Genomic DNA, 20,302 nt, shown 5'->3' on the forward strand with positions numbered 1-20,302 from the left:
CATCCCACGGAACGCGGGCTGACCCTCGCTAACAGGAGCCGGGAGGGAGCACGCGGCACGTCAGGCCTCCGATGGCTGCGATCCCGGCCGGGCCGACCGGGGAACCGGGGGTCGGCCAGAGCTGGAACAGCCACTCTTCCTGATGGTCGACGGCGTCCCGGTGCCGGGGTGACCGTCGATGAGCGCGCACGCGCCAGACGCCTCGCCGACCGAGCCACACGGTGGCCACGTTGTCTCCCATGAGGTTCTGCAACTGGAGTTCCTGGCTCTCCAGCAGCGCGAAATCGCATTCCATGGCTTCGTACGCGGCCCACTCGGCGGCGATGACGGGCTCGGAGTCGTAGACCTCGAGGCTCACGGATGCGTGACGGATGTCCGAGACGGCGCTGCGTGCGACCAGACCGGAGGACGTGCAGACCAGCATCCTGCGGTAGTCCTCGTCCCGCCACAGCCGCAGACCGTCGTCCTGGTGGCAGGCAGGGGCGTCGTAGAGGAGGAAACAGCCGTGGTCGACACGGGTTCGGGCCCATACGGTCTGGTGGGGCGACGGTGAACTGGGCGTCGACGTCTGCGAGGACCGGACTCTGCTCATGCTCTCCTGCCGGGCTGCGTTGGACGAGGACACGACGGGTGTCGTGTCCTCTGTTCACGCAGCGGGAGGGCGCGTCCGCCGGTAGACACTCCTGTTTTTTTGTGACACGGCATCACATCACGGCATTACCACCGTTATGGGCGGCAAGACGGCGTCGTTCAACAGGGGCGGGAGGGGCGGGCCCAGGCCGTCTTGGTCTGCATCGGCATGCCTCCCCCGCCGTTGCCGAGGGCGGCGTTCTCGGCGCGATGGGGTTGCCGATCCGCGGATTCGGTGCCGCGGGGGCCGGCCGGTGCCATGGCCTTCCCGGGCAGCGGGGGCGGGGCGTTCGGCGGTACAGCCATCGGCGGTACGGCCATGGGTCCTCCGCCGGCTCGCCCGGGTGTCGGAGGGATGGTCAGCTGGGGGGCGAGACCGGCGACGGGGAGCTTGCCCCGATCGGCGGGGCTGCCGGGCCCTCCTGGCTTGCCTCCGTCGGAGGGCTTGCCCTTGTCCGTGGGCTTGCCTCCGTCGGCGGGCTTCCCCTTGTCCGCGGGCTTGCCTCCGTCGGCAGGCTTGCCCCCGCCCGCGGGCTTGCCCTTGTCTCCGGGCTTGCCCTTGCCTTTGGACTCGCCCTTGCCTTCGGACTTCCCCTTGCCTTTCGGCTCGCCCTTGCCTTCGGACTTCCCCTTGCCTTGCGACTCGCCCTTGCCTTCGGACCTGACGTGGCCTTTCGACTCGCCGTCGTCTTTCGACTCGTCCTTGTCCTGCGACTCGCCCTTGTCCCCGGACTCCCCGCTCCCCGAGGCGGCCGCCACCGAGGCCGACGGTACGGACGCCGGTGACAGCGACACAGAGGCGTGCGGGGACACGGGCGCGTACCCGGACGGAACCGGAAACGGCGAGGGGCCGGAGCTCACAGCGGCGGTGGTTTCCGCGGGCAGTACGCTCGGCCGTAGATGCTGCGGCGCCGGTTCCACCGTCGCCGGCACGGGTGCGATGACGACCATCACGGCCATCGCCGTCGCGGTCGCGGCCGTCGTGGCGGCGACAGCCGGGTATGCGGGGGCGAGCCGGGCCGCGTCCGCCGCCCATCTCCACCACACGACGACCAGCCCCAGCGCCGATGCCAGCACGGCCTTCAGCGTGCTCCTCGCACGGGCCAGCAACGACTCGGCAGTCCGGTAGCTGACCCCGAGCCGCCCGGCCACCTGTAAGACCGTGAGGCCCTCCGCTCGCAGCCGCAGAGCCCTGGCCTGACGCGTGGGCAGTCGTGACATCGCCTCCGCCGCCCACGCGGCCTCCGCCTGATCGCACACCCGCTCGTCGAAGGACGCCGCATCCAGGGAGGCGGGGAGGCGGGACCATCTGCGATGCTCACGGATGCGCTGCCGATGCGTGTCGGTGCACAGCCGCACCGTCACACGCACAAGCCACGGAGCAAGCCCTTCCGCGTCACCGCGGTAGGACTCGACTGCGCGGATCATCGCCTCCTGCACCACGTCTTCGGCGTCCTCCACGGTGGCCGTGCGTGGACGGGCGATCCGCAGCAGGGCTTCCCGCTGCTGCACCACCGCGTGCCAGCGCACTGCTTCGTCCGGCCCGCATCCGTCAATGCCGTCCTGGACACCCACCGTCATCGGTCCACCCCTGGGGAGTTCCACCAACAACCCTGCAGAAGGGTAACGTTTCTGCACCCGCCTCGGTGACGGCTTCGGCGCAAGCTGACGGATAACGGGGGTACTGGCGGGCGACGAACTTGTCTGCAGGTCACGCGAGCGACATTGCCCAGAAAATCATCCGAACAACCGCTCCAGCACCACCGCGATCCCGTCCTCCTCGTTCGACAGGGTCACCTCGTCGGCCACCGCCTTGAGGTCGTCGTGTGCGTTGGCCATGGCGACGCCGCGGGCGGCCCAGTGGAACATGGGGATGTCGTTGGGCATGTCGCCGAACGCGATCGTGCCGGACGGGGCCAGGCCCAGGCGTTCGGCCGCCAGTGCCAGACCGGTCGCCTTGTTTATGCCGCACGGCTGGAGCTCGACGGTGCCGGGGCCGGACATCGTCACCGCAGCCAGCGAGCCGACGGCCTGCCGGGCCGCCGCCGCCAACTCGTCGTCCGACAGCCATGGGTGGCGCAGCAGCACCTTGCTGATGGGCTCGGTCCACAGGTCGTCCCGCCGGTCCACGCGGACCGCCGGGAGCAGGGGGTGCGGCATCCGGTAGCCGGGCTCGATGAGCGTGAGGCCGTCCACCCCGTCCTGGTCCACGGCCGCGTAGACCTCGCCGACCTCCGCCTCGATCTTGCCGAGCGCCGTCTCCGCCAGTTCGCGGTCCAGGGTCACCGACCAGACCATGCGGTCCTCTCCCGCGTCGTACAGCTGTGCTCCCTGCCCGCATACGGCCAGCCCGCGGCAGCCGAGGTCGTCGAGCAGCGGCCGTACGCGCGGCGCCGGGCGTCCGGTCACCACCAGGTGCTGGGCGCCGGCGGCGACCGCATCCGCCAGCGCGTCCCGTGACCTGTCGGAGAGCGTGTCGTCGCCGCGGAGCAGCGTTCCGTCCAGGTCTGTGGCGATCAGCGCATATGCGGGGGGTACGACGAGGGGTACGAGGGGTGCGATGGGTGCGGCCATGAGCCTGAGAATACGGACCATCGGCTCATCGGCCCCACGGGATGCGTAGCTTCAGTTCAGTCACATCCGCACCACAGTGGGCCGTCGGCTTCGTCCGCCTCAGTCTTCCTTACTGGGCCTCGGCCTCCGCCTTCGCCTTCGCCGGGGCGTCCGGCCCCGGCCGCTCCGCCCTGCGCAGCAGCAGCGCCGCCACACAGCCGCCGACGAGGACCGCCGCCGCACCCGCGAGCTGGCTGGTCTCGATGCCGGAGGTGAAGGCGTCCATGACGGCACCGCGTTCGGCGTCGTCCGTCCCGGCGGCGGCCAGAGCGGCCGGGAGGGAGCCCGCGCCGGCGACGGCGGCTGGCAGAAGGGCCGTGAACCGGGCGTTCATGACGGCGCCCAGGACGGCGACGCCCAGGCTGGTGCCGAGTTCGGACATGGTGCCGTCAACCCCGGCGCCCGCCCCTGCCTTCTCCGGGGGGATGGCACCCATCACCGCCTCGACGATGGCCGGGTTGGCGAGCGCGCAGCCCGCGCCCATGAGGACGAGACCGAGCAGCAGCACGCCGTAGCCGTCGGTGGACGGCAGGGCGGCGACGGTGAAACCGGCGGCCAGCAGCGCCATACCGACGGCTATCGACAGCGGCAGGCCGAGGCGGCGCATCAGCCTCGCCGAGACTCCCACGGAGTTCAGAGCGACGACGGTCAGCGCGAAGGGCGCGATGCGCAGGCCCGCCTCCAGCGGCGCGTACCCGCGGACGAACTGCAGCTCCTGCGTCAGCAGATAGAGCGTGCCGCCGCTGCCGAAGGTGATGAGGACCACGCCCGCGACCGCCCCGACGAAGCGCCGGTCCCGGAAGAACTCCATGTCCAGCATGGGATACGGGACACGGCGTTCCCACAGCGCGAACGCGCCGAGTACGAGTACGCCCCCTGCGGCCGGAAGCAGCACCCGGCCGGAGCTCCAGCCGTGCTCGGGCCCCGAGATGATCGCGTAGACGACCGCGGCCATGCCGACGGTGGACAGCAGTGCGCCGAGCAGGTCGGGGCGGTGCCCGCTGAGGTTCCTGGATTCGGGCACCAGGGCCCGGACGGCGACGAGTGCGAGCACGACGACGGGGATGTTGATCAGGAAGATCGCGCCCCACCAGAAGTGGGCGAGCACCAGCCCGCCGACGGGAGGCCCGGCCGCGAAGCCGAGGGCGTTCACCGCGGCCCAGACACCGATCGCCTTGGGACGCTCTTCGGCGTCGAATATCTGTATGGCGACGGCGAGCGTGGTGGTCAGCAGCAGCGCGCCGCCGACGCCCATGCCCGCCCGCGCGGCGATCAACTGGCCGCTGGACTGGGCGAGTCCGGCCGCCAGCGACCCGACGCCGAACAGGGCGAGCCCGGCGAGCAGCAGCCTCTTGCGGCCGTACCGGTCGGCGGCGCTGCCCGCGGCGAGCAGCAGTCCGGCCTGGACGAGCGAGTACGCGTTGATGACCCACTGGATGTCGGCGGTCGTCGCGTCGAGATCCCTGCTGAGGGTGGGGATCGCGACGTTCAGGACCGTGTTGTCGAGCACCACCGTGAGCTGGGCGAGGCAGATCACGGCGAGGATCAGCCACCGCGCGGGAAGCCGGGCAGCTGCCGGGGCCGCGGTGGACCCGTCGGCGGCCGTGTCGGCGGCCGCGGTCACGACTGCGCGCCGAGCGGGCCGCGTCGGAGCAGGTCGTCTGCGCTTCGGGCTCGATGTATGCGGGCTCGATACATGACAGCGTCTTCTCTTCTGACTCGTCCGGCTCTTGTTCGTCCGGCTCCTGAGGGCTACTGGACGGCGCGCGAAGTTAGGTTAACCTAACCGAAGTAGAACGCGGTGGGCGGCGCCTGCTCGCCGGCCCCACACGGCTCGACGGACCACATCCACCCGGCTCTTCCGTACGACGGTCAGCCTCACCCAGAGGCCGAAAGGGATGGAGAAGTGGTGTGAGCATCCAGGTCTACCGGGACGCGTGGGGGATCCCCCATCTGCGCGCCGGCAGCGCGCTCGAACTCGCCTATGCCCAGGGGCGGAACGCCGCCCTGGACCGGGCGTGGCAGATCGAGGTCGAGCGGCACCGGTCGCAGGGGACGACGGCCGCCTTCCTGGGTGCCGACGCCGTCGGCTGGGACCGGTTCGCCCGGCAGGCGCGACTGGACGACACCGCCAGGCGCTGCTTCGACAGGCTGGACCGGCTCGATGCGGACACCGCCGCCTGGATCAGGAGTTACGTCGACGGGGTCAACGACGGCCTCGGCCAGGGCGCCCGGCGGGCGCCGGAGTTCGAGGCCACCGGGCTGGCGCCCGGCCGGTGGCAGCCGTGGACGCCGCTGGGTGTCTGGCTGTCCACGCACATCCTGTTCGCGGGCTTCCCCACCAAGCTGTTCCGCGAGGAGGTCGCCCGCAGGCTCGGCGCCGAGGCGATCGAGTTGTTCGCCACCGACGGGCCCGGCACGTCCGGGAGCAACGGCTGGCTCGTCGCCGGCGACCGCACCGCGACCGGGGCCGCCCTGATCGCGGGCGACCCGCACCGATTCATCGAGGATCCGGGTGTCTACCAGCAGATACGCCTGGCCTGCCCGGAGTTCGACGTGGTCGGGCTGGCCGTGCCGGGCGTCCCGGGCATCGGCCATTTCGGGCACACCGGGCAGGTGGCCTGGGCCATCACCAACGCCATGGCCGACTACCAGGACCTCTACCGGGAACAGCTCCGGCGCCGCGGGGACCATGGGCATGGGGTCGGGGCCGGGGTCGAGGTCGGGGCCGGGGTCGAGGTCGGGGCCGGGGTCGAGGCGCTCGGTCCCAACGGCTGGCGCCCCGCCTCGGTCCCCCTCGAGACGATCGAGGTCGCCGGGGGCGATCCGGTCGCGGTCGAGGTCATCGAGACCGAGCGCGGCCCGGTCGTGATCGGCGGCCCGGACGATTCTGTGGCCATCAGCCTCCGCTACCCCCCGCGCGTCCGCGAGGACCTCGGCTTCGGCGCGCTGCCCGCGCTGCTGAGGGCCAGGAGCGTCGCCGACGTGGACCGGGCCTTCGACCAGTGGGCCGAGCCCGTCAACGTCGTGCAGGCCGCGGACACCGAGGGCGGGCTGCTGCACCGCGTCGCCGGTGCGGTGCCGCGCCGCCACCGGGACAACATGCTGCGGGTCGTGCCGGCCTGGGAGCCCGGGCACGAGTGGCTCGGCTGGCACGAGCCACCGCGCGAGGACGTCGACGGTGTCGCCGTCATGGCGAACCAGCGGGGTCTCGCGGGGCCGCTCGGCGTGGAGTTCGCGCCACCGCACCGACAGCGGAGGATCCGGCAGCTCCTCGACGCGTCGGCGTCCTGGTCCGGCAAGGACATGGCGGCGATCCACACCGACACCCATCTGGCTTCCGCCCGGGCTCTCATCGACGTGCTCGAGGGGCTGGCGGGGACGGAGGGGCTGCCGGAAGGGCTTGAGAGGCTCAGCCCGGAGGCCGCGCGGCTGCGTGAGCGACTGCTGCGCTGGGACCGCCGGATGGATGCCGCGAGCACCGACGCGACGGCATACGCGGCCGTGCGGGCGGCGGTGGTGCGGCGGCTGGCGGCTCATCCGGCCCTGTCCGGCCTGAGCGAGCCCCCGCCGTATCCCGCGATCTTCCAGCCCTGGCTCGCCCTGGTACCGCGGGTCGCCTACGCACTGGAAGCCCTGCTGACGTCACGTCGGATCCCTGGCGTCGAGGGAACCGACCGGCTGAGGACCGACGTCGTCAGAGCGGCCCTGGAGGAGGTGGCCGCCGACGTGACCGCCGCCGGAGGGGAAACCGTGCCATGGAGCGAGATGCACCGCCTCGCACCCTGGCAGGCCCTGCCCGACGCGACGGGCGAGCAGTGGCCGGGCCTGTCCGGCGACCACGACTGTGTGCTGGCCACCTCCAGCGTTCCGGGCGTCACGGACCACAGCGCACGCGGCCCCGCCGCGCGCTACGTCTGGGACCTCGGGCGCCGCGAGGACAGCCTCTGGGTCGTCCCCTTCGGGGCCTCCGGCGTACCCGGTGACGCCCACCACCGCGACCAGCTGCCGCTGTGGCTCCAAGGCGAACTCGCCCCCGTGACCACCGACTGGAACCTTCTGACCGAGGAGAGTCATGACCGCTGAGTCCCCCGCTGACACCCCCGTCGAGTCCCCTGTCACCGCCACCCATGTCGAGTCCCCTGTCACCACCTCAGTCGAGTCCCCTTCCGCCTCCCCTGTCGAGTACCCGGTCCGTTCCCGAGACGCCGTGTACGAGCAGACGGTCGACGGCTTCGGCACGGTCCGCGTCGTACCGGTGGATCCGGCCGGCGACATCGACCTGATCCACGACTGGGTCTCCGAGGAGCGCGCCCGTTTCTGGGGCATGCGCGACGTCGGCCGGGAGCGCGTCCTGGAGATCTACGCGTACCTGGACTCCCTCACCACGCACCACGCGTACCTGATCCACCGGGACGACAAGCCGGTCGCGCTCTTCCAGACGTACGAACCGGAGTCCGACCCGGTCGGCGAGTGCTACGACGTCCAGCCCGGCGACTTCGGCATACATCTCATGGTGGGTCCTTCGGGCGGCGCCCAGGAGCCGGGATTCACCGGCACCCTCCTCTCCGTCTTTCTCGCCTTCGTGCTGTCGGTCCCGGGCCGGCAGCGGATCGTGGCCGAACCCGACGCCCGCAACGACAAGGCCATCACGCGCCTGGTCCGGCAGGGCTTCATACGCGGGCCCCAGATCGACCTGCCGGAGAAGCGGGCGCAGCTGGTGTTCCTGAGCCGGGAGACCTTCGAGGGCCGCCGCTGAGCCGGGCGGAGCACGGTCGGCTCCGGGGTGAGGAGGCGGCGGCGCGGACTCCGTCCCGCACAGGAAACGCACTGCCTATCGCCTGCAACTGCCCCGTAACGTGAGGCACACCCACACGGAAAGCGAGGCAGGAACAGATGCCCGAGCAGAACCCGCTCGCTCCTCTCGACCCGGCACAACCGACCGGCCCGACCGGCCCGACCGACCCGGTCGAGCCGGTCGAGACGGTCGGTCCGTCCAGTCCGCTCGACCTCGCCGAGGGCGATCCCTTCGGTCCGCACAACCTCCCGTACGGCGTGTTCACCCGGCCCGGGCACGGATATCCGGAGCGGCGGGGCGGCGTACGGCTCGGCGAGTTCGTGCTGGACGCCGGTGCGGCGGCCGCAGCGCTGGGCTCCCCGTACGTCTCGCTGCTCGCCCAGCCGACGCTCAATCCGCTGCTGGCGGCGGGCCGCACCGCCTGGAGCGACGTGCGTCGCGCGCTCACCGCCTGGGTGACGGTGCCCGCCCACCGGGAGGTGGTCGAGCCGCTCCTGCACCCGCTGTCCGAGGTCACGCTGCACCTCCCCTTCGAGGTGGCGGACTACGTCGACTTCTACTCCTCCGAGAACCACGCCCGTAACGTCGGCCGGATCTTCCGCCCCGACGCCGCGGACTCGCTCACCCCCAACTGGAAGCATCTGCCCATCGGTTACCACGGCCGGTCCGGCACCGTCGTGGTGTCCGGGACGGACGTGGTACGGCCCTGCGGCCAGCGGAAGGCGCCGGCCGATCCCGCACCGGTCTTCGGCCCCTCGGTGCGCCTGGACATCGAGGCCGAGGTCGCCTTCGTGGTCGGCGTGCCGTCGGGCATGGGCACATCGGTGGCGCTGTCGGACTTCCGTGAGCATGTCTTCGGGCTGAGCCTGCTCAACGACTGGTCGGCCCGGGATCTGCAGGCCTGGGAGTACGTCCCGCTCGGGCCCTTCCTCGGCAAGTCCTTCGCCACGTCGGTGTCGGCATGGATCACGCCCCTGGAGGCGCTGGACGCGGCGCGCGTGGCGCCTCCGGAACGCACGCATCCGCTCCTTCCCTATCTCGACGACTCGGCGGAGTCCGCGGCGGACGAACCCGGCGGCTACGATCTGCGCATCTCCGTCGCGATCAACGGACATGTGGTCTCCCGCCCTCCCTTCTCCACGATGTACTGGACGGCGGCGCAGCAGCTGGCCCATATGACGGTCAACGGCGCCTCGCTGCGCACGGGCGATCTCTACGCTTCCGGCACCGTCAGCGGCCCAGGCGAGAGCGAGCGCGGCTCGCTGCTCGAACTCACCTGGAACGGCCGGGATCCCCTCGATCTCCCCGACGGCAAGCGGACTTTCCTCGAGGACGGCGACGTGGTGACCCTGTCAGCCTGGGCACCCGGGCCCGGCGGGACGAAGGTGGGCCTGGGTGAGGTGACGGGGAGGATCAGGCCGGCGGCGTAGGGGCGAGCGCAACGCTGGATGCGGCTGTGTCCACCCTCTCCGCGTCTATATCCAGTCGTCCGGCTCCGGCTCCGGCTCCGCGTCGGGCTCGGGCCAGTCAGGGTCCGGTGCCGGCGCCTCGGAGCTCTCGAGCTCCGAGGCGCCCCCGGGAGCCGCGTCCAGGGAAGCCAGCACCTCCAGCACTCCCTCCCCATACGTCGCCAGCTTCTTCTCGCCGACGCCGCTGATGCCGCGGAGGTCGGCCACCGAGCGGGGGCGGGCCGCGGCGATCTCCCTGAGCGTGGCGTCGTGGAAGATGACGTAGGCCGGAACGCCCTGTTCACGGGCCTGTTCTGCGCGCCAGGAGCGCAGCGCCTCGAAGACGGGCACAAGCTCATCGGGCAGATCCGCAGCAGCGGTCCTGGTCTTGCGCTCACCCTTCACCGCGGACGCCGCCCGGGACGCGGCCGGCTTCTTCGGCTCCTTGCGCATCGGCACTTCGCGCTCGCGCCGCAGCACCGTCCCGCTCGTGTCGGTCAGCACCAGCGTCCCGTACTCGCCCTCGACGGCCAGCAGCCCCTGTGCCAGCAACTGCCGTACCACCCCGCGCCATTCGGCCTCCGACAGCTCCTGTCCGATACCGAAGACGGACAGCTGGTCATGATCGAACTGGATGACCTTGGCCGTCCGACGGCCCAGCAGGATGTCGACGATCTGCCCCGTGCCGAACTTCTGGCCGCGCTCCCGCTGCAGTCGCACCACCGTGGAGAGCACCTTCTGCGCCGCGACCGTGCCGTCCCAGGTCTCGGGCGGCGTGAGGCAGGTGTCGCAGTTTCCGCACGCCGGGGCCCCGGGCTCCTGACCGAAGTACGTCAGCAGCTGGCCGCGTCGGCAGCGGGCCGTCTCGCACAGCGCGAGCATCGCGTCGAGGTGGGAGGCCGCCCGCCGGCGGAAGGCCTCGTCGCCCTCGCCGCTCTGGATCAGCTTGCGCTGCTGGACGACGTCCTGCAGGCCGTATGCCATCCAGGCCGTCGACGGCAGGCCGTCGCGGCCCGCGCGCCCCGTCTCCTGGTAGTAGCCCTCGACCGACTTCGGGAGATCGAGGTGGGCGACGAACCGGACGTCCGGCTTGTCGATGCCCATGCCGAAGGCGATCGTCGCGACCACCACGAGGCCCTCTTCGCGCAGGAAGCGGGACTGGTGGGCGGCGCGCGTGCCGGCGTCCAGGCCCGCGTGGTACGGCACGGCCTCGATGCCGTTGCGGCACAGGAACTCCGCGGTCTTCTCCACGGAGTTGCGCGAGAGGCAGTAGACGATGCCGGCGTCGCCCGCGTGCTCCTCCCGAAGGAAGGCCAGCAGCTGCCGCTTCGGGTCGTCCTTCGGCACGATGCGGTACTGGATGTTGGGCCGGTCGAAGCTCGCCTCGAAGTGGCGGGCGTTCCGCATGTCCAGGCGCTGGGTGATCTCCTGGTGCGTGGCCCGCGTCGCCGTGGCCGTCAGCGCGATCCGCGGCACGTCAGGCCAGCGCTCGCCCACGACCGACAGCGCCAGATAGTCCGGCCGGAAGTCGTGTCCCCACTGCGCCACGCAGTGCGCCTCGTCGATCGCGAAGACGGAGATCTTGGCGCGGGACAGCAGCTCGAGGGTGGCGTCGAGGCGCAGCCGCTCCGGGGCCAGGTACAGCAGGTCCAGCTCCCCCGCGAGGAACTCCGCCTCGACCATGCGCCGCTCGTCGAAGTCCTGCGTGGAGTTGATGAACCCAGCGCGCACGCCGAGCGCCCGCAACGCGTCCACCTGGTCCTGCATCAGCGCGATCAGGGGCGAGACGACGACGCCTGTGCCCGGGCGGACCAGCGCAGGGATCTGGTAGCACAGGGACTTTCCGCCGCCCGTGGGCATGAGCACGACGGCGTCGCCGCCCGCCACCACGTGGTCGATGATCGCTTCCTGCTCGCCGCGGAAGGCTTCGTAGCCGAAGACGCGGCGGAGTGTGGCGACCGCGTCGCTCTCGGTCAGGCCGACGGCGTCGGCGCTCGCGCTCACCGCCGTCGTCGTCGCTGGCGCCAGCGCCGTGGAGCTGTCCTCTTGCTCTGCGCCCGGCTCCGCGCCCGTCTCCGCTTCGGCCATCACGCCTGTTCCGCCCATCGCAATCATTTGCCGTGCCCCCCCGTGTGTCGTCCCTCGACCACCACAGCCACCATAGGGGTCGGCGCCGACACCCGAAGAGTTATCCACAGGCCTGGGGGAGCCCGGTGGTGTGCCCTGCGGGGCTTTCCCCCAATCCCGCCCCTTCCCGAAACCGGGGGCTCCGCCCCCAGACCCCCGTGATCGCCCTTCGGGCTCGTCCTCAAACGCCGGACGGGCTGGAGATTCCCGCCCGGACAGGCTGGAGATTCCCGCGCGGACGGGCTGAAGATTCCGGCCCGGACGGGCTGAAAGCAAAACGCCGGACGGGCTGGAAAATCCAGCCCGTCCGGCGCCTGAGAGCACGCGCTCTCAGCGCACGAACACCCCCGCCTGCCCCGCCAGATCCAGGAAGTACTGCGGCGCCACGCCGAGCACCAGCGTGACCGCCACGCCCAGCCCGATCGCCGTCATCGTCAGCGGCGACGGGACGGCCACCGTCGGGCCCTCCGGCTTCGGCTCGCTGAAGAACATCAGCACGATCACGCGGATGTAGAAGAACGCCGCGACCGCCGACGAGATCACACCGATCACGACCAGCGGTGCCGCCCCGCCCTCCGCCGCCGCCTTGAACACGGCGAACTTCCCGGCGAAACCGGACGTCAGCGGAATGCCCGCGAAGGCCAGCAGGAACACCGCGAAGACCGCCGCGACCAGCGGCGAACGCCGGCCGAGACCCGCCCACTTGGACAGGTGCGTGGCCTCGCCGCCCGCGTCCCGCACCAGCGTGACGACCGCGAACGCGCCGATCGTCACGAAGGAGTACGCCGCCAGATAGAACAGCACGGACGAGACGCCGTCCGGGGTCATGGCGATGACACCCGCCAGGATGAACCCCGCGTGCGCGATCGACGAGTACGCCAGGAGCCGCTTCACGTCGGTCTGGGTGATCGCGACGATCGCGCCGCCCAGCATCGTGACGATGGCGACGCCCCACATCACCGGCCGCCAGTCCCAGCGCAGACCGGGCAGGACGACGTAGAGCACCCGCAGGAGCGCACCGAACGCGGCCACCTTCGTGGCGGCCGCCATGAAGCCCGTGACCGGCGTCGGCGCTCCCTGGTACACGTCCGGGGTCCACATGTGGAACGGCACGGCGCCCACCTTGAACAGCAGGCCCATCACCAGGAGCGCGGCGCCGATGAGCAGCAGCGCGTCGTTGCCCATGGTGTCGGCGAGCGCCGGAGTGACGTTCTGGATGCTGCCGTCCACGACCTGGGCGATCGTCGCGTACGACACGGAGCCCGCGTAGCCGTACAGCAGGGCGATGCCGAACAGCGTGAACGCGGAGGCGAAGGCGCCGAGCAGGAAGTACTTGACGGCCGCTTCCTGCGACACGAGGCGCTTGCGGCGGGCCAGGGCGCACAGGAGGTAGAGCGGCAGTGAGAAGACCTCCAGGGCGATGAACAGCGTCAGCAGGTCGTTCGCCGCGGGGAAGATCAGCATGCCGCCGATCGCGAACAGGACCAGCGGGAACACCTCGGTGGTGGTGAACCCCGCCTTCACCGCGGCCTTCTCGCTGTCGCTGCCCGGCACGGACGCCGCCTGCGCGGCGAAGGAGTCGACGCGGTTGCCGTGCGCCTCCGGGTCCAGCCGTCGCTCGGCGAAGGTGAACACCGAGACCAGGCCCGCCAGCAGAATGGTGCCCTGCAGGAACAGCGACGGTCCGTCGACGGCGATGGCGCCCATCGCCGAGATCCGCGCCTTCGTGGTGCCGTATCCGCCGGCCGCCAGCGCGACGACCGCGGCGAAGGCGGCGGCGAGCGCGACGACGGACAGGAAGGCCTGGACGTAGTAGCGCGACTTGCGGGGCACGAAGGCCTCGACGAGTACCCCGACGATCGCCGCGCCCAGGACGATCAGGGTGGGCGACATCTGCCCGTACTCGAACTTCGGCGCGTCGATCCTGGTGATCGGCTCCGCCGCGGTTGTCCACAGGCTGTGGACGGCTGATGCGCTCACTTGGCCGCCTCCACCTCGGGCTTGGGGTCCTGCTGCTGTACGTCGGACAGGGTGTGCCCGACCGCGGGGTTGACGATGTCGGTGACCGGCTTCGGATAGACGCCCAGGAAGATCAGCAGTGCGATCAGCGGGGCGACAACCACGAGTTCCCGCACCCTGAGGTCGGGCATCGCCGCGACCTCCGGTTTCACCGGGCCCGTCATCGTCCGCTGGTAGAGGACGAGGGTGTAGAGCGCGGCGAGCACGATGCCGAAGGTGGCGATGATGCCGATCACCGGGTAGCGCGCGAACGTGCCGACCAGGACCAGGAATTCACTGACGAAGGGGGCGAGTCCTGGCAGGGATAGGGTCGCCAGGCCGCCGATCAGGAAGGTGCCGGCGAGCACCGGCGCGACCTTCTGCACACCGCCGTAGTCCGCGATGAGCCGCGAGCCGCGCCGCGAGATCAGGAAGCCCGCCACCAGCATCAGCGCTGCGGTCGAGATGCCGTGGTTGACCATGTAGAGCGTCGCACCGGACTGGCCCTGGCTGGTCATCGCGAAGATGCCCATGATGATGAAGCCGAAGTGCGAGATCGACGCGTAGGCCACCAGGCGCTTGATGTCGCGCTGGCCGACGGCCAGCAGCGCCCCGTACACGATGCTGATCAGTGCCAGCACCAGGATCGCCGGGGTCGCCCACTTGCTGGCCTCCGGGAAGAGCTGGAGGCAGAAGCGGAGCATTGCGAAGGTGCCGACCTTGTCGACGACCGCCGTGATGAGGACGGCCACCGGGGCGGTGGCCTCGCCCATGGCGTTCGGCAGCCAGGTGTGGAGCGGCCACAGGGGCGCCTTCACCGCGAAGGCGAAGAAGAAGCCGAGGAACAGCAGCCGTTCGGTGTTGGTCGCCATGTCGAGCGTCCCGTTGGCCCGGGCCGCGGCGATCTCCTGGAGCGAGAAGTTCCCCGCCACCACGTACAGCCCGATCACCGCGGCCAGCATGATCAGGCCGCCGACCAGGTTGTACAGGAGGAACTTCACGGCGGCGTACGAGCGTTGCGTGGCCGCGGCCGCGTCTCCGTGCTCGTGCGCCCGGTCTCCGAAGCCGCCGATGAGGAAGTACATCGGGATGAGCATGGCTTCGAAGAAGATGTAGAAGAGGAAGACGTCGGTGGCCTCGAAGGAGAGGATCACCATCGCCTCGACGGCGAGGATCAGGGCGAAGAAGCCCTGCGTCGGCCGCCATCGCTTCGACTTGGTCTCCAGGGGATCGGCGTCGTGCCAGCCCGCCAGGATGATGAACGGGATCAGTACGGCCGTCAGCGCGATGAGCGCCACCGCGATGCCGTCGACCCCCAGCTCGTACCGCACCCCGAAGTCCTTGATCCAGGCGTGGGATTCGACGAGCTGATAGCGGTCACCGCCGGGCTCGAACCGGACGGCCACGATCGCGGCCAGCACGAGCGTGGCGAGCGAGACGAGCAGCGCCAGCCATTTGGCCGCGACGCGCCGGCCTGCCGGGACGGCTGCGGTGGCGATCGCACCGACCGCCGGGAGCGCGGCCGTCGCCGTCAGGAGGGGGAACCCTGCGTTCACTACTTGCGACATCGCTATCAGACCGCCCTCATCAGCAGGGTCGCGGCGACGAGGAGCGCCGCGCCGCCGAACATCGAGACCGCATACGAGCGTGCGTAGCCGTTCTGCAGCCTGCGCAGCCGCCCGGACAGCCCACCGACCGAGGCCGCCGTGCCGTTGACGACCCCGTCGACCAGGCTGTGGTCGAGGTACACCAGGGAGCGCGTCAGGTGCTCGCCGCCGCGGACCAGCACGACGTGGTTGAAGTCGTCCTGGAGGAGATCGCGCCGCGCGGCGCGGGTGAGGAGCGAGCCGCGCGGGGCGACGACCGGGACGGGACGGCGCCCGTACTGCAGATAGGCAAGGCCGACGCCGAGCAGGAGCACCACGATCGTGGCGGTCGTGATGACCGGCACGCCGACCACCGGGTGCGGGTGCTCGAACGAGGTCACCGGCTCCAGCCAGTGCACGAACCGCTCGCCGATGCCGAACACCGCGCCCGCGAAGACCGACCCGAAGGCCAGCACGATCATCGGGATCGTCATGGACTTCGGAGCCTCGTGCGGATGCGGCATCTCGCCGGGGTGCACCTCGATGCCGGGCTCGACGCTCGGAGCCGTGTCCGGGTCGGGCGCCGGCTGCCAGCGCTTCTCCCCGAAGAAGGTCAGGATCATCACGCGCGTCATGTAGTACGCGGTGATGCCCGCGCCCAGCAGCGCGACGCCGCCGAAGATCCAGGACCGCAGATCACTCTGCTGCGCGAAGGCCGCCTCGATGATCTTGTCCTTGGACCAGAAGCCGGAGAACGGCGGCAGACCGATGATCGCGAGGTAGCCGAGCCCGAAGGTCACGAAGGTGACCGGCATGTACTTCCGCAGGCCGCCGTACTTCCTCATGTCGACCTCGTCGTTCATGCCGTGCATGACCGAGCCGGCGCCGAGGAACAGCCCGGCCTTGAAGAAGCCGTGCGTCACCAGGTGCATGATCGCGAAGGCGTAGCCGACCGGGCCGAGGCCCGCGGCCAGGATCATGTAGCCGATCTGCGACATCGTCGAGCCGGCCAGCGCCTTCTTGATGTCGTCCTTCGCGCAACCGACGATCGCACCGAAGAGGAGCGTGACCGCGCCGACCACCACCACGGCCAGTTGCGCGTCGGGGGCGCCGTTGAAGATCGCGCCGGACCGCGTGATCAGGTACACGCCCGCCGTCACCATCGTGGCCGCGTGGATCAGGGCCGAGACCGGAGTCGGGCCCTCCATCGCGTCCCCGAGCCAGGACTGCAGCGGCACCTGCGCCGACTTGCCGCACGCGGCGAGCAGCAGCATCAGCGCGATCGCGGTGAGCATGCCCTCGCTCGTCTTGTCCGTGGACTCAAGGACCGGGCCGAACGCGAACGTGCCGAAGGTGGTGAACATCAGCATGATCGCGATGGACAGGCCCATGTCGCCGACGCGGTTGACCAGGAAGGCCTTCTTCGCGGCGGTGGCGGCGCTGGGCTTGTGCTGCCAGAAGCCGATCAGCAGGTACGAGGCGAGACCGACGCCCTCCCAGCCGACGTACAGCAGCAGGTAGTTGTCGGCGAGGACCAACAGCAGCATCGCCGCGAGGAACAGGTTCAGATAGCCGAAGAAGCGGCGGCGCCGCTCGTCGTGCTCCATGTACCCGATCGAGTACAGGTGGATGAGGGAGCCGACGCCGGTGATCAGCAGGACGAACGTCATCGACAGCTGGTCGAGCTGGAAGGCGACATCCGCCTGGAAGCCCTCCACCGGGATCCAGCTGAACAGGTGCTGGGTGAGCGTCCGCTCCTCGGGGCCCTTGCCCAGCATGTCGACGAAGAGCACGGCGCCGACGACGAAGGAGACGGCCGCGAGCACCGTGCCGATCCAGTGGCCCGTACGGTCCAGGCGGCGGCCGCCGCACAGCAGGACGGCCGCTCCGAGCAGTGGCGCCGCTACCAGCAGCGCAATCAGATTCTCCACGTTCAGCGACCCCTTACAGCTTCATCAGGCTGGCGTCGTCGACCGAGGCCGAGTGGCGGGAACGGAACAGCGACACGATGATCGCGAGCCCGACCACGACCTCCGCGGCGGCGACGACCATCGTGAAGAACGCGATGATCTGGCCGTCGAGATTGCCGTGCATCCGGGAGAAGGCGACGAGCGCGAGGTTGCAGGCGTTGAGCATGAGCTCGATGCACATGAAGACGACGATCGCGTTCCGTCTGATGAGCACGCCGGTGGCGCCGATGGCGAACAACAGGGCGGCGAGATAGAGGTAGTTGACCGGGTTCACTTCGATGCCTCCTCGGGCCGCGGCCGTTCAAGGCGGTCCTCCGCGCGCTGCTCGAGCGCCTTGAGATCGTTCAGCGCCTCGGTGGACACGTCGCGGATCTGGCCTCGCGAGCGCAGCGTCTTGTTGACGGTGAGCTCGGACGGGGTGCCGTCCGGGAGGAGGCCCGCGATGTCCACCGCGTTGTGCCGGGCGTAGACGCCCGGGGCGGGCAGCGGCGGCAGGTGCTTGCCCTCGCGCACGCGCTGCTCGGACAGCTCACGCTGGGTCCTGGCGCGCTCGGTGCGCTCGCGGTGCGTGAGTACCATCGCGCCGACCGCGGCGGTGATCAGCAGCGCGCCGGTGAGCTCGAAGGCGAAGACGTACTTGGTGAAGAGGAGCTCCGCGAGGCCCTGCACGTTGCCGGCGGAGTTCGCCTGTCCGAGGCCGTTGAACTCCTTCAGTGAGGCATTGCCGATGCCACCGACCAGCAGCACCGCGAAGCCGAGCCCGCACAGGGCGGCGAGCCAGCGCTGGCCCTTGATGGTCTCCCTCAGCGAGTCCGCCGCCGTGACGCCGACGAGCATGACCACGAAGAGGAACAGCATCATGATCGCGCCGGTGTAGACGACGATCTGCACGATGCCGAGGAAGTACGCACCGTTGGCGAGGTAGAAGACCGCCAGGATGATCATGGTCCCGGCCAGGCACAGCGCGCTGTGCACGGCCTTCTTCATGAACACGGTGCACAGGGCCCCGATCACGGCGACCGTGCCGAGCACCCAGAACTGCAGGGCCTCACCGGTCGAGGTGGTGTAGGCGGCGAGCTGTGTCATCGGCCGATCACCTTCTTCGAGGCGGGCTCGTTCGGGCCGAAGTCGGAGGATGCCTCCTGGGCCGCGCCCGAAGGGCCTGCCGATTGATGCAGTTCACCTTTGGAGACCGCGACCTGCTGGACCGTGCCCGGCGCCGCCTCCGTCACCAGGCCCCGGTAGTAGTCCTGCTCGTCCGTGCCCGGGTAGATCGCGTGCGGCGTGTCGACCATGCCCTCCGTGAGCCCGGCGAGCAGCTGCTCCTTGGTGTAGATGAGGTTCTCGCGGCTGGAGTCGGCCAGCTCGAACTCGTTGGTCATCGTCAGCGCGCGCGTGGGGCACGCCTCGATGCACAGGCCGCAGAAGATGCAGCGGGCGTAGTTGATCTGGTAGACGCGGCCGTACCGCTCGCCGGGCGAGTAGCGCTCCTCGTCCGTGTTGTCCGCGCCCTCCACGTAGATCGCGTCCGCGGGGCAGGCCCAGGCGCAGAGCTCGCAGCCGACGCACTTCTCCAGGCCGTCCGGATGGCGGTTGAGCTGGTGCCGTCCGTGGAAGCGGGGAGCGGTGGTCTTCTTCTGCTCCGGGTACTGCTCGGTGAGCCGCTTCTTGAACATGGCCTTGAAGGTCACGCCGAAGCCGGCCACCGGGTTCTGGAACCCCTGGTCGGTCTCGCCGGACTTCCCGGGCTCCTTGGGCTCCTCAGCCATCGGACGCCTCCTTTCCATCCGTAGGTCCGTCACTTGGAGTATCCGGGCCACCACTGACAATGAGCTCCCGCTCCCGCCGCGGGCGCCGCCTCGGCACCGGCGGAAGGGTCTGCCCCGGCAGCGGCGGCACGGGGAATCCGCCCGCCATCGGGTCGAAGGCCGCCGGCTTCTCGCGTACCTCCTCGGCCGGCTGCCTGGCGCGGAACATGTCGGCGACGAAGGACAGCAGCAGGACGGCAAGGACGCCCGCGCCGACGTAGAGCGCGATGTCGCTGACGGCGTAGTTCGCGTTGCGCAGCGCCCGGACGGTCGCCACGAGCATCAGCCACACCACGGAGACGGGGATGAGGACCTTCCAGCCGAGCTTCATCAGCTGGTCGTAGCGGACGCGGGGCAGGGTGCCGCGCAGCCAGATGAAGAAGAACAGCAGCAACTGGACCTTGACGACGAACCAGAGCATCGGCCACCAGCCGTGGTTCGCACCCTCCCAGAAGGTGGAGACCGGCCAGGGCGCCCGCCAGCCGCCGAGGAAGAGCGTCACCGACACCGCCGAGACCGTCACCATGTTCACGTACTCGGCGAGCATGAACATCGCGAACTTGATCGACGAGTACTCGGTGTTGAAGCCGCCCACCAGGTCGCCCTCGGACTCCGGCATGTCGAACGGCGCGCGGTTGGTCTCGCCGACCATCGTGACGATGTAGACCAGGAACGACACCGGCAGCAGCAGGATGTACCAGCGGTCCTGCTGCGACTCGACGATCGCCGAGGTAGACATCGACCCGGAGTACAGGAACACCGAGGCGAAGGCAGCACCCATCGCGATCTCGTACGAGATCATCTGGGCGCAGGAGCGCAGGCCGCCGAGCAGCGGATACGTCGATCCGGAGCTCCAGCCCGCCAGCACGATGCCGTAGATGCCGACGGAGGCGACCGCGAGGATGTAGAGCATCGCGATCGGCAGGTCGGTGAGCTGCATCGCGGTGCGGTGCCCGAAGATCGAGACCTCGTTGCCGGACGGTCCGAAGGGGATCACCGCGATCGCCATGAAGGCCGGGATCGCCGCGACGATCGGGGCGAGGATGTAGACCGCCTTGTCCGCCCGCTTGACGACCACGTCCTCCTTCAGCATCAGCTTGATGCCGTCCGCGAGGGACTGGAGCATGCCCCAGGGGCCGTGCCGGTTGGGGCCGATGCGCAGCTGCATCCAGGCGACGACCTTGCGCTCCCACACGATGGAGAAGAGCACCGTCACCATCAGGAAGGCGAAGCAGAAGACCGCCTTGATCGCGACCAGCCACCAGGGATCGGTGCCGAACATCGACAGGTCCTCCACCGCGAGCGGCGTCAGCGCCCCTGGCGC

The 20,302-nt window shown here is 70.2% G+C and carries 15 protein-coding genes; 3 read left to right on the forward strand and 12 right to left on the reverse strand.

Features of this window, described 5'->3' with window-relative positions; translation table 11 throughout:
* Window positions 1–28 precede the first annotated feature (28 nt).
* The 4 genes from STSP_RS25000 to STSP_RS25015 all read right to left on the reverse strand — a co-directional run bounded on the left by STSP_RS25000 (window position 29) and on the right by STSP_RS25015 (window position 4,867).
* On the reverse strand, window positions 29–592 hold the full coding sequence (locus tag STSP_RS25000) for a hypothetical protein (protein ID WP_067282368.1): 564 nt from the start codon (window positions 590–592) through the stop codon (window positions 29–31).
* Window positions 593–750: 158 nt separating this feature from the next.
* Window positions 751–2,211 (reverse strand): RNA polymerase sigma factor, encoded by a 1,461-nt coding sequence (locus tag STSP_RS25005; RefSeq protein ID WP_067282369.1) that lies wholly within the window; start codon window positions 2,209–2,211, stop codon window positions 751–753.
* A 156-nt stretch (window positions 2,212–2,367) separates the two neighbouring features.
* Window positions 2,368–3,204 (reverse strand): Cof-type HAD-IIB family hydrolase, encoded by an 837-nt coding sequence (locus tag STSP_RS25010; RefSeq protein ID WP_067282472.1) that lies wholly within the window; start codon window positions 3,202–3,204, stop codon window positions 2,368–2,370.
* Window positions 3,205–3,313: 109 nt separating this feature from the next.
* Complete coding sequence (locus tag STSP_RS25015; protein ID WP_078067476.1) at window positions 3,314–4,867, reverse strand: MFS transporter; 1,554 nt, start codon at window positions 4,865–4,867, stop codon at window positions 3,314–3,316.
* A 287-nt stretch (window positions 4,868–5,154) separates the two neighbouring features.
* Between STSP_RS25015 and STSP_RS25020 the strand changes: the two genes are divergently transcribed.
* The 3 genes from STSP_RS25020 (at window position 5,155) to fahA (ending at window position 9,471) form a co-directional block, all read left to right on the forward strand.
* Window positions 5,155–7,329 carry a penicillin acylase family protein gene (locus tag STSP_RS25020; RefSeq protein ID WP_067282371.1) on the forward strand — a complete coding sequence of 725 codons (2,175 nt, stop codon included), beginning with the start codon at window positions 5,155–5,157 and terminating at the stop codon, window positions 7,327–7,329.
* The gene (locus tag STSP_RS25025) at window positions 7,319–8,002 is read left to right on the forward strand and encodes a GNAT family N-acetyltransferase (protein WP_078067477.1); all 684 of its coding nucleotides are present in this window, start codon (window positions 7,319–7,321) and stop codon (window positions 8,000–8,002) included. Before STSP_RS25020 ends, STSP_RS25025 begins: the two co-directional genes overlap by 11 nt.
* A 137-nt stretch (window positions 8,003–8,139) precedes the next feature.
* Window positions 8,140–9,471, forward strand: a complete 1,332-nt coding sequence (gene fahA / locus STSP_RS25030; protein ID WP_078067478.1) for a fumarylacetoacetase — start codon at window positions 8,140–8,142, stop codon at window positions 9,469–9,471.
* Between the two features lie 45 nt (window positions 9,472–9,516).
* On the opposite strand, the gene recQ is transcribed toward fahA, so the two are convergent.
* From recQ to nuoH, 8 genes are all read right to left on the reverse strand, one after another.
* Window positions 9,517–11,595, reverse strand: coding sequence for a DNA helicase RecQ (recQ, locus tag STSP_RS25035; protein ID WP_408646353.1), 2,079 nt, complete (start codon window positions 11,593–11,595; stop codon window positions 9,517–9,519).
* Between the two features lie 351 nt (window positions 11,596–11,946).
* Window positions 11,947–13,596, reverse strand: a complete 1,650-nt coding sequence (gene nuoN / locus STSP_RS25040; protein WP_067282372.1) for an NADH-quinone oxidoreductase subunit NuoN — start codon at window positions 13,594–13,596, stop codon at window positions 11,947–11,949.
* The gene (locus STSP_RS25045; protein WP_067282374.1) at window positions 13,593–15,182 is read right to left on the reverse strand and encodes an NADH-quinone oxidoreductase subunit M; all 1,590 of its coding nucleotides are present in this window, start codon (window positions 15,180–15,182) and stop codon (window positions 13,593–13,595) included. Before STSP_RS25045 ends, nuoN begins: the two co-directional genes overlap by 4 nt.
* Window positions 15,183–15,187: 5 nt before the next feature.
* The gene (gene nuoL / locus STSP_RS25050) at window positions 15,188–17,131 is read right to left on the reverse strand and encodes an NADH-quinone oxidoreductase subunit L (protein WP_067282376.1); all 1,944 of its coding nucleotides are present in this window, start codon (window positions 17,129–17,131) and stop codon (window positions 15,188–15,190) included.
* Window positions 17,132–17,144: 13 nt separating this feature from the next.
* On the reverse strand, window positions 17,145–17,444 hold the full coding sequence (nuoK, locus tag STSP_RS25055) for an NADH-quinone oxidoreductase subunit NuoK (RefSeq protein ID WP_067282377.1): 300 nt from the start codon (window positions 17,442–17,444) through the stop codon (window positions 17,145–17,147).
* Window positions 17,441–18,256, reverse strand: a complete 816-nt coding sequence (locus tag STSP_RS25060) for an NADH-quinone oxidoreductase subunit J (RefSeq protein ID WP_067282379.1) — start codon at window positions 18,254–18,256, stop codon at window positions 17,441–17,443. Before STSP_RS25060 ends, nuoK begins: the two co-directional genes overlap by 4 nt.
* Window positions 18,253–18,939, reverse strand: a complete 687-nt coding sequence (gene nuoI, locus STSP_RS25065) for an NADH-quinone oxidoreductase subunit NuoI (protein WP_067282381.1) — start codon at window positions 18,937–18,939, stop codon at window positions 18,253–18,255. Before nuoI ends, STSP_RS25060 begins: the two co-directional genes overlap by 4 nt.
* Window positions 18,932–20,290 carry an NADH-quinone oxidoreductase subunit NuoH gene (gene nuoH / locus STSP_RS25070; protein WP_067282481.1) on the reverse strand — a complete coding sequence of 453 codons (1,359 nt, stop codon included), beginning with the start codon at window positions 20,288–20,290 and terminating at the stop codon, window positions 18,932–18,934. The genes nuoI and nuoH overlap by 8 nt, the downstream gene beginning before the upstream one ends.
* Between the last annotated feature and the right edge of the window lie 12 nt (window positions 20,291–20,302).

Source organism: Streptomyces jeddahensis (assembly GCF_001642995.1).
GTDB lineage: Bacteria > Actinomycetota > Actinomycetes > Streptomycetales > Streptomycetaceae > Streptomyces > Streptomyces jeddahensis.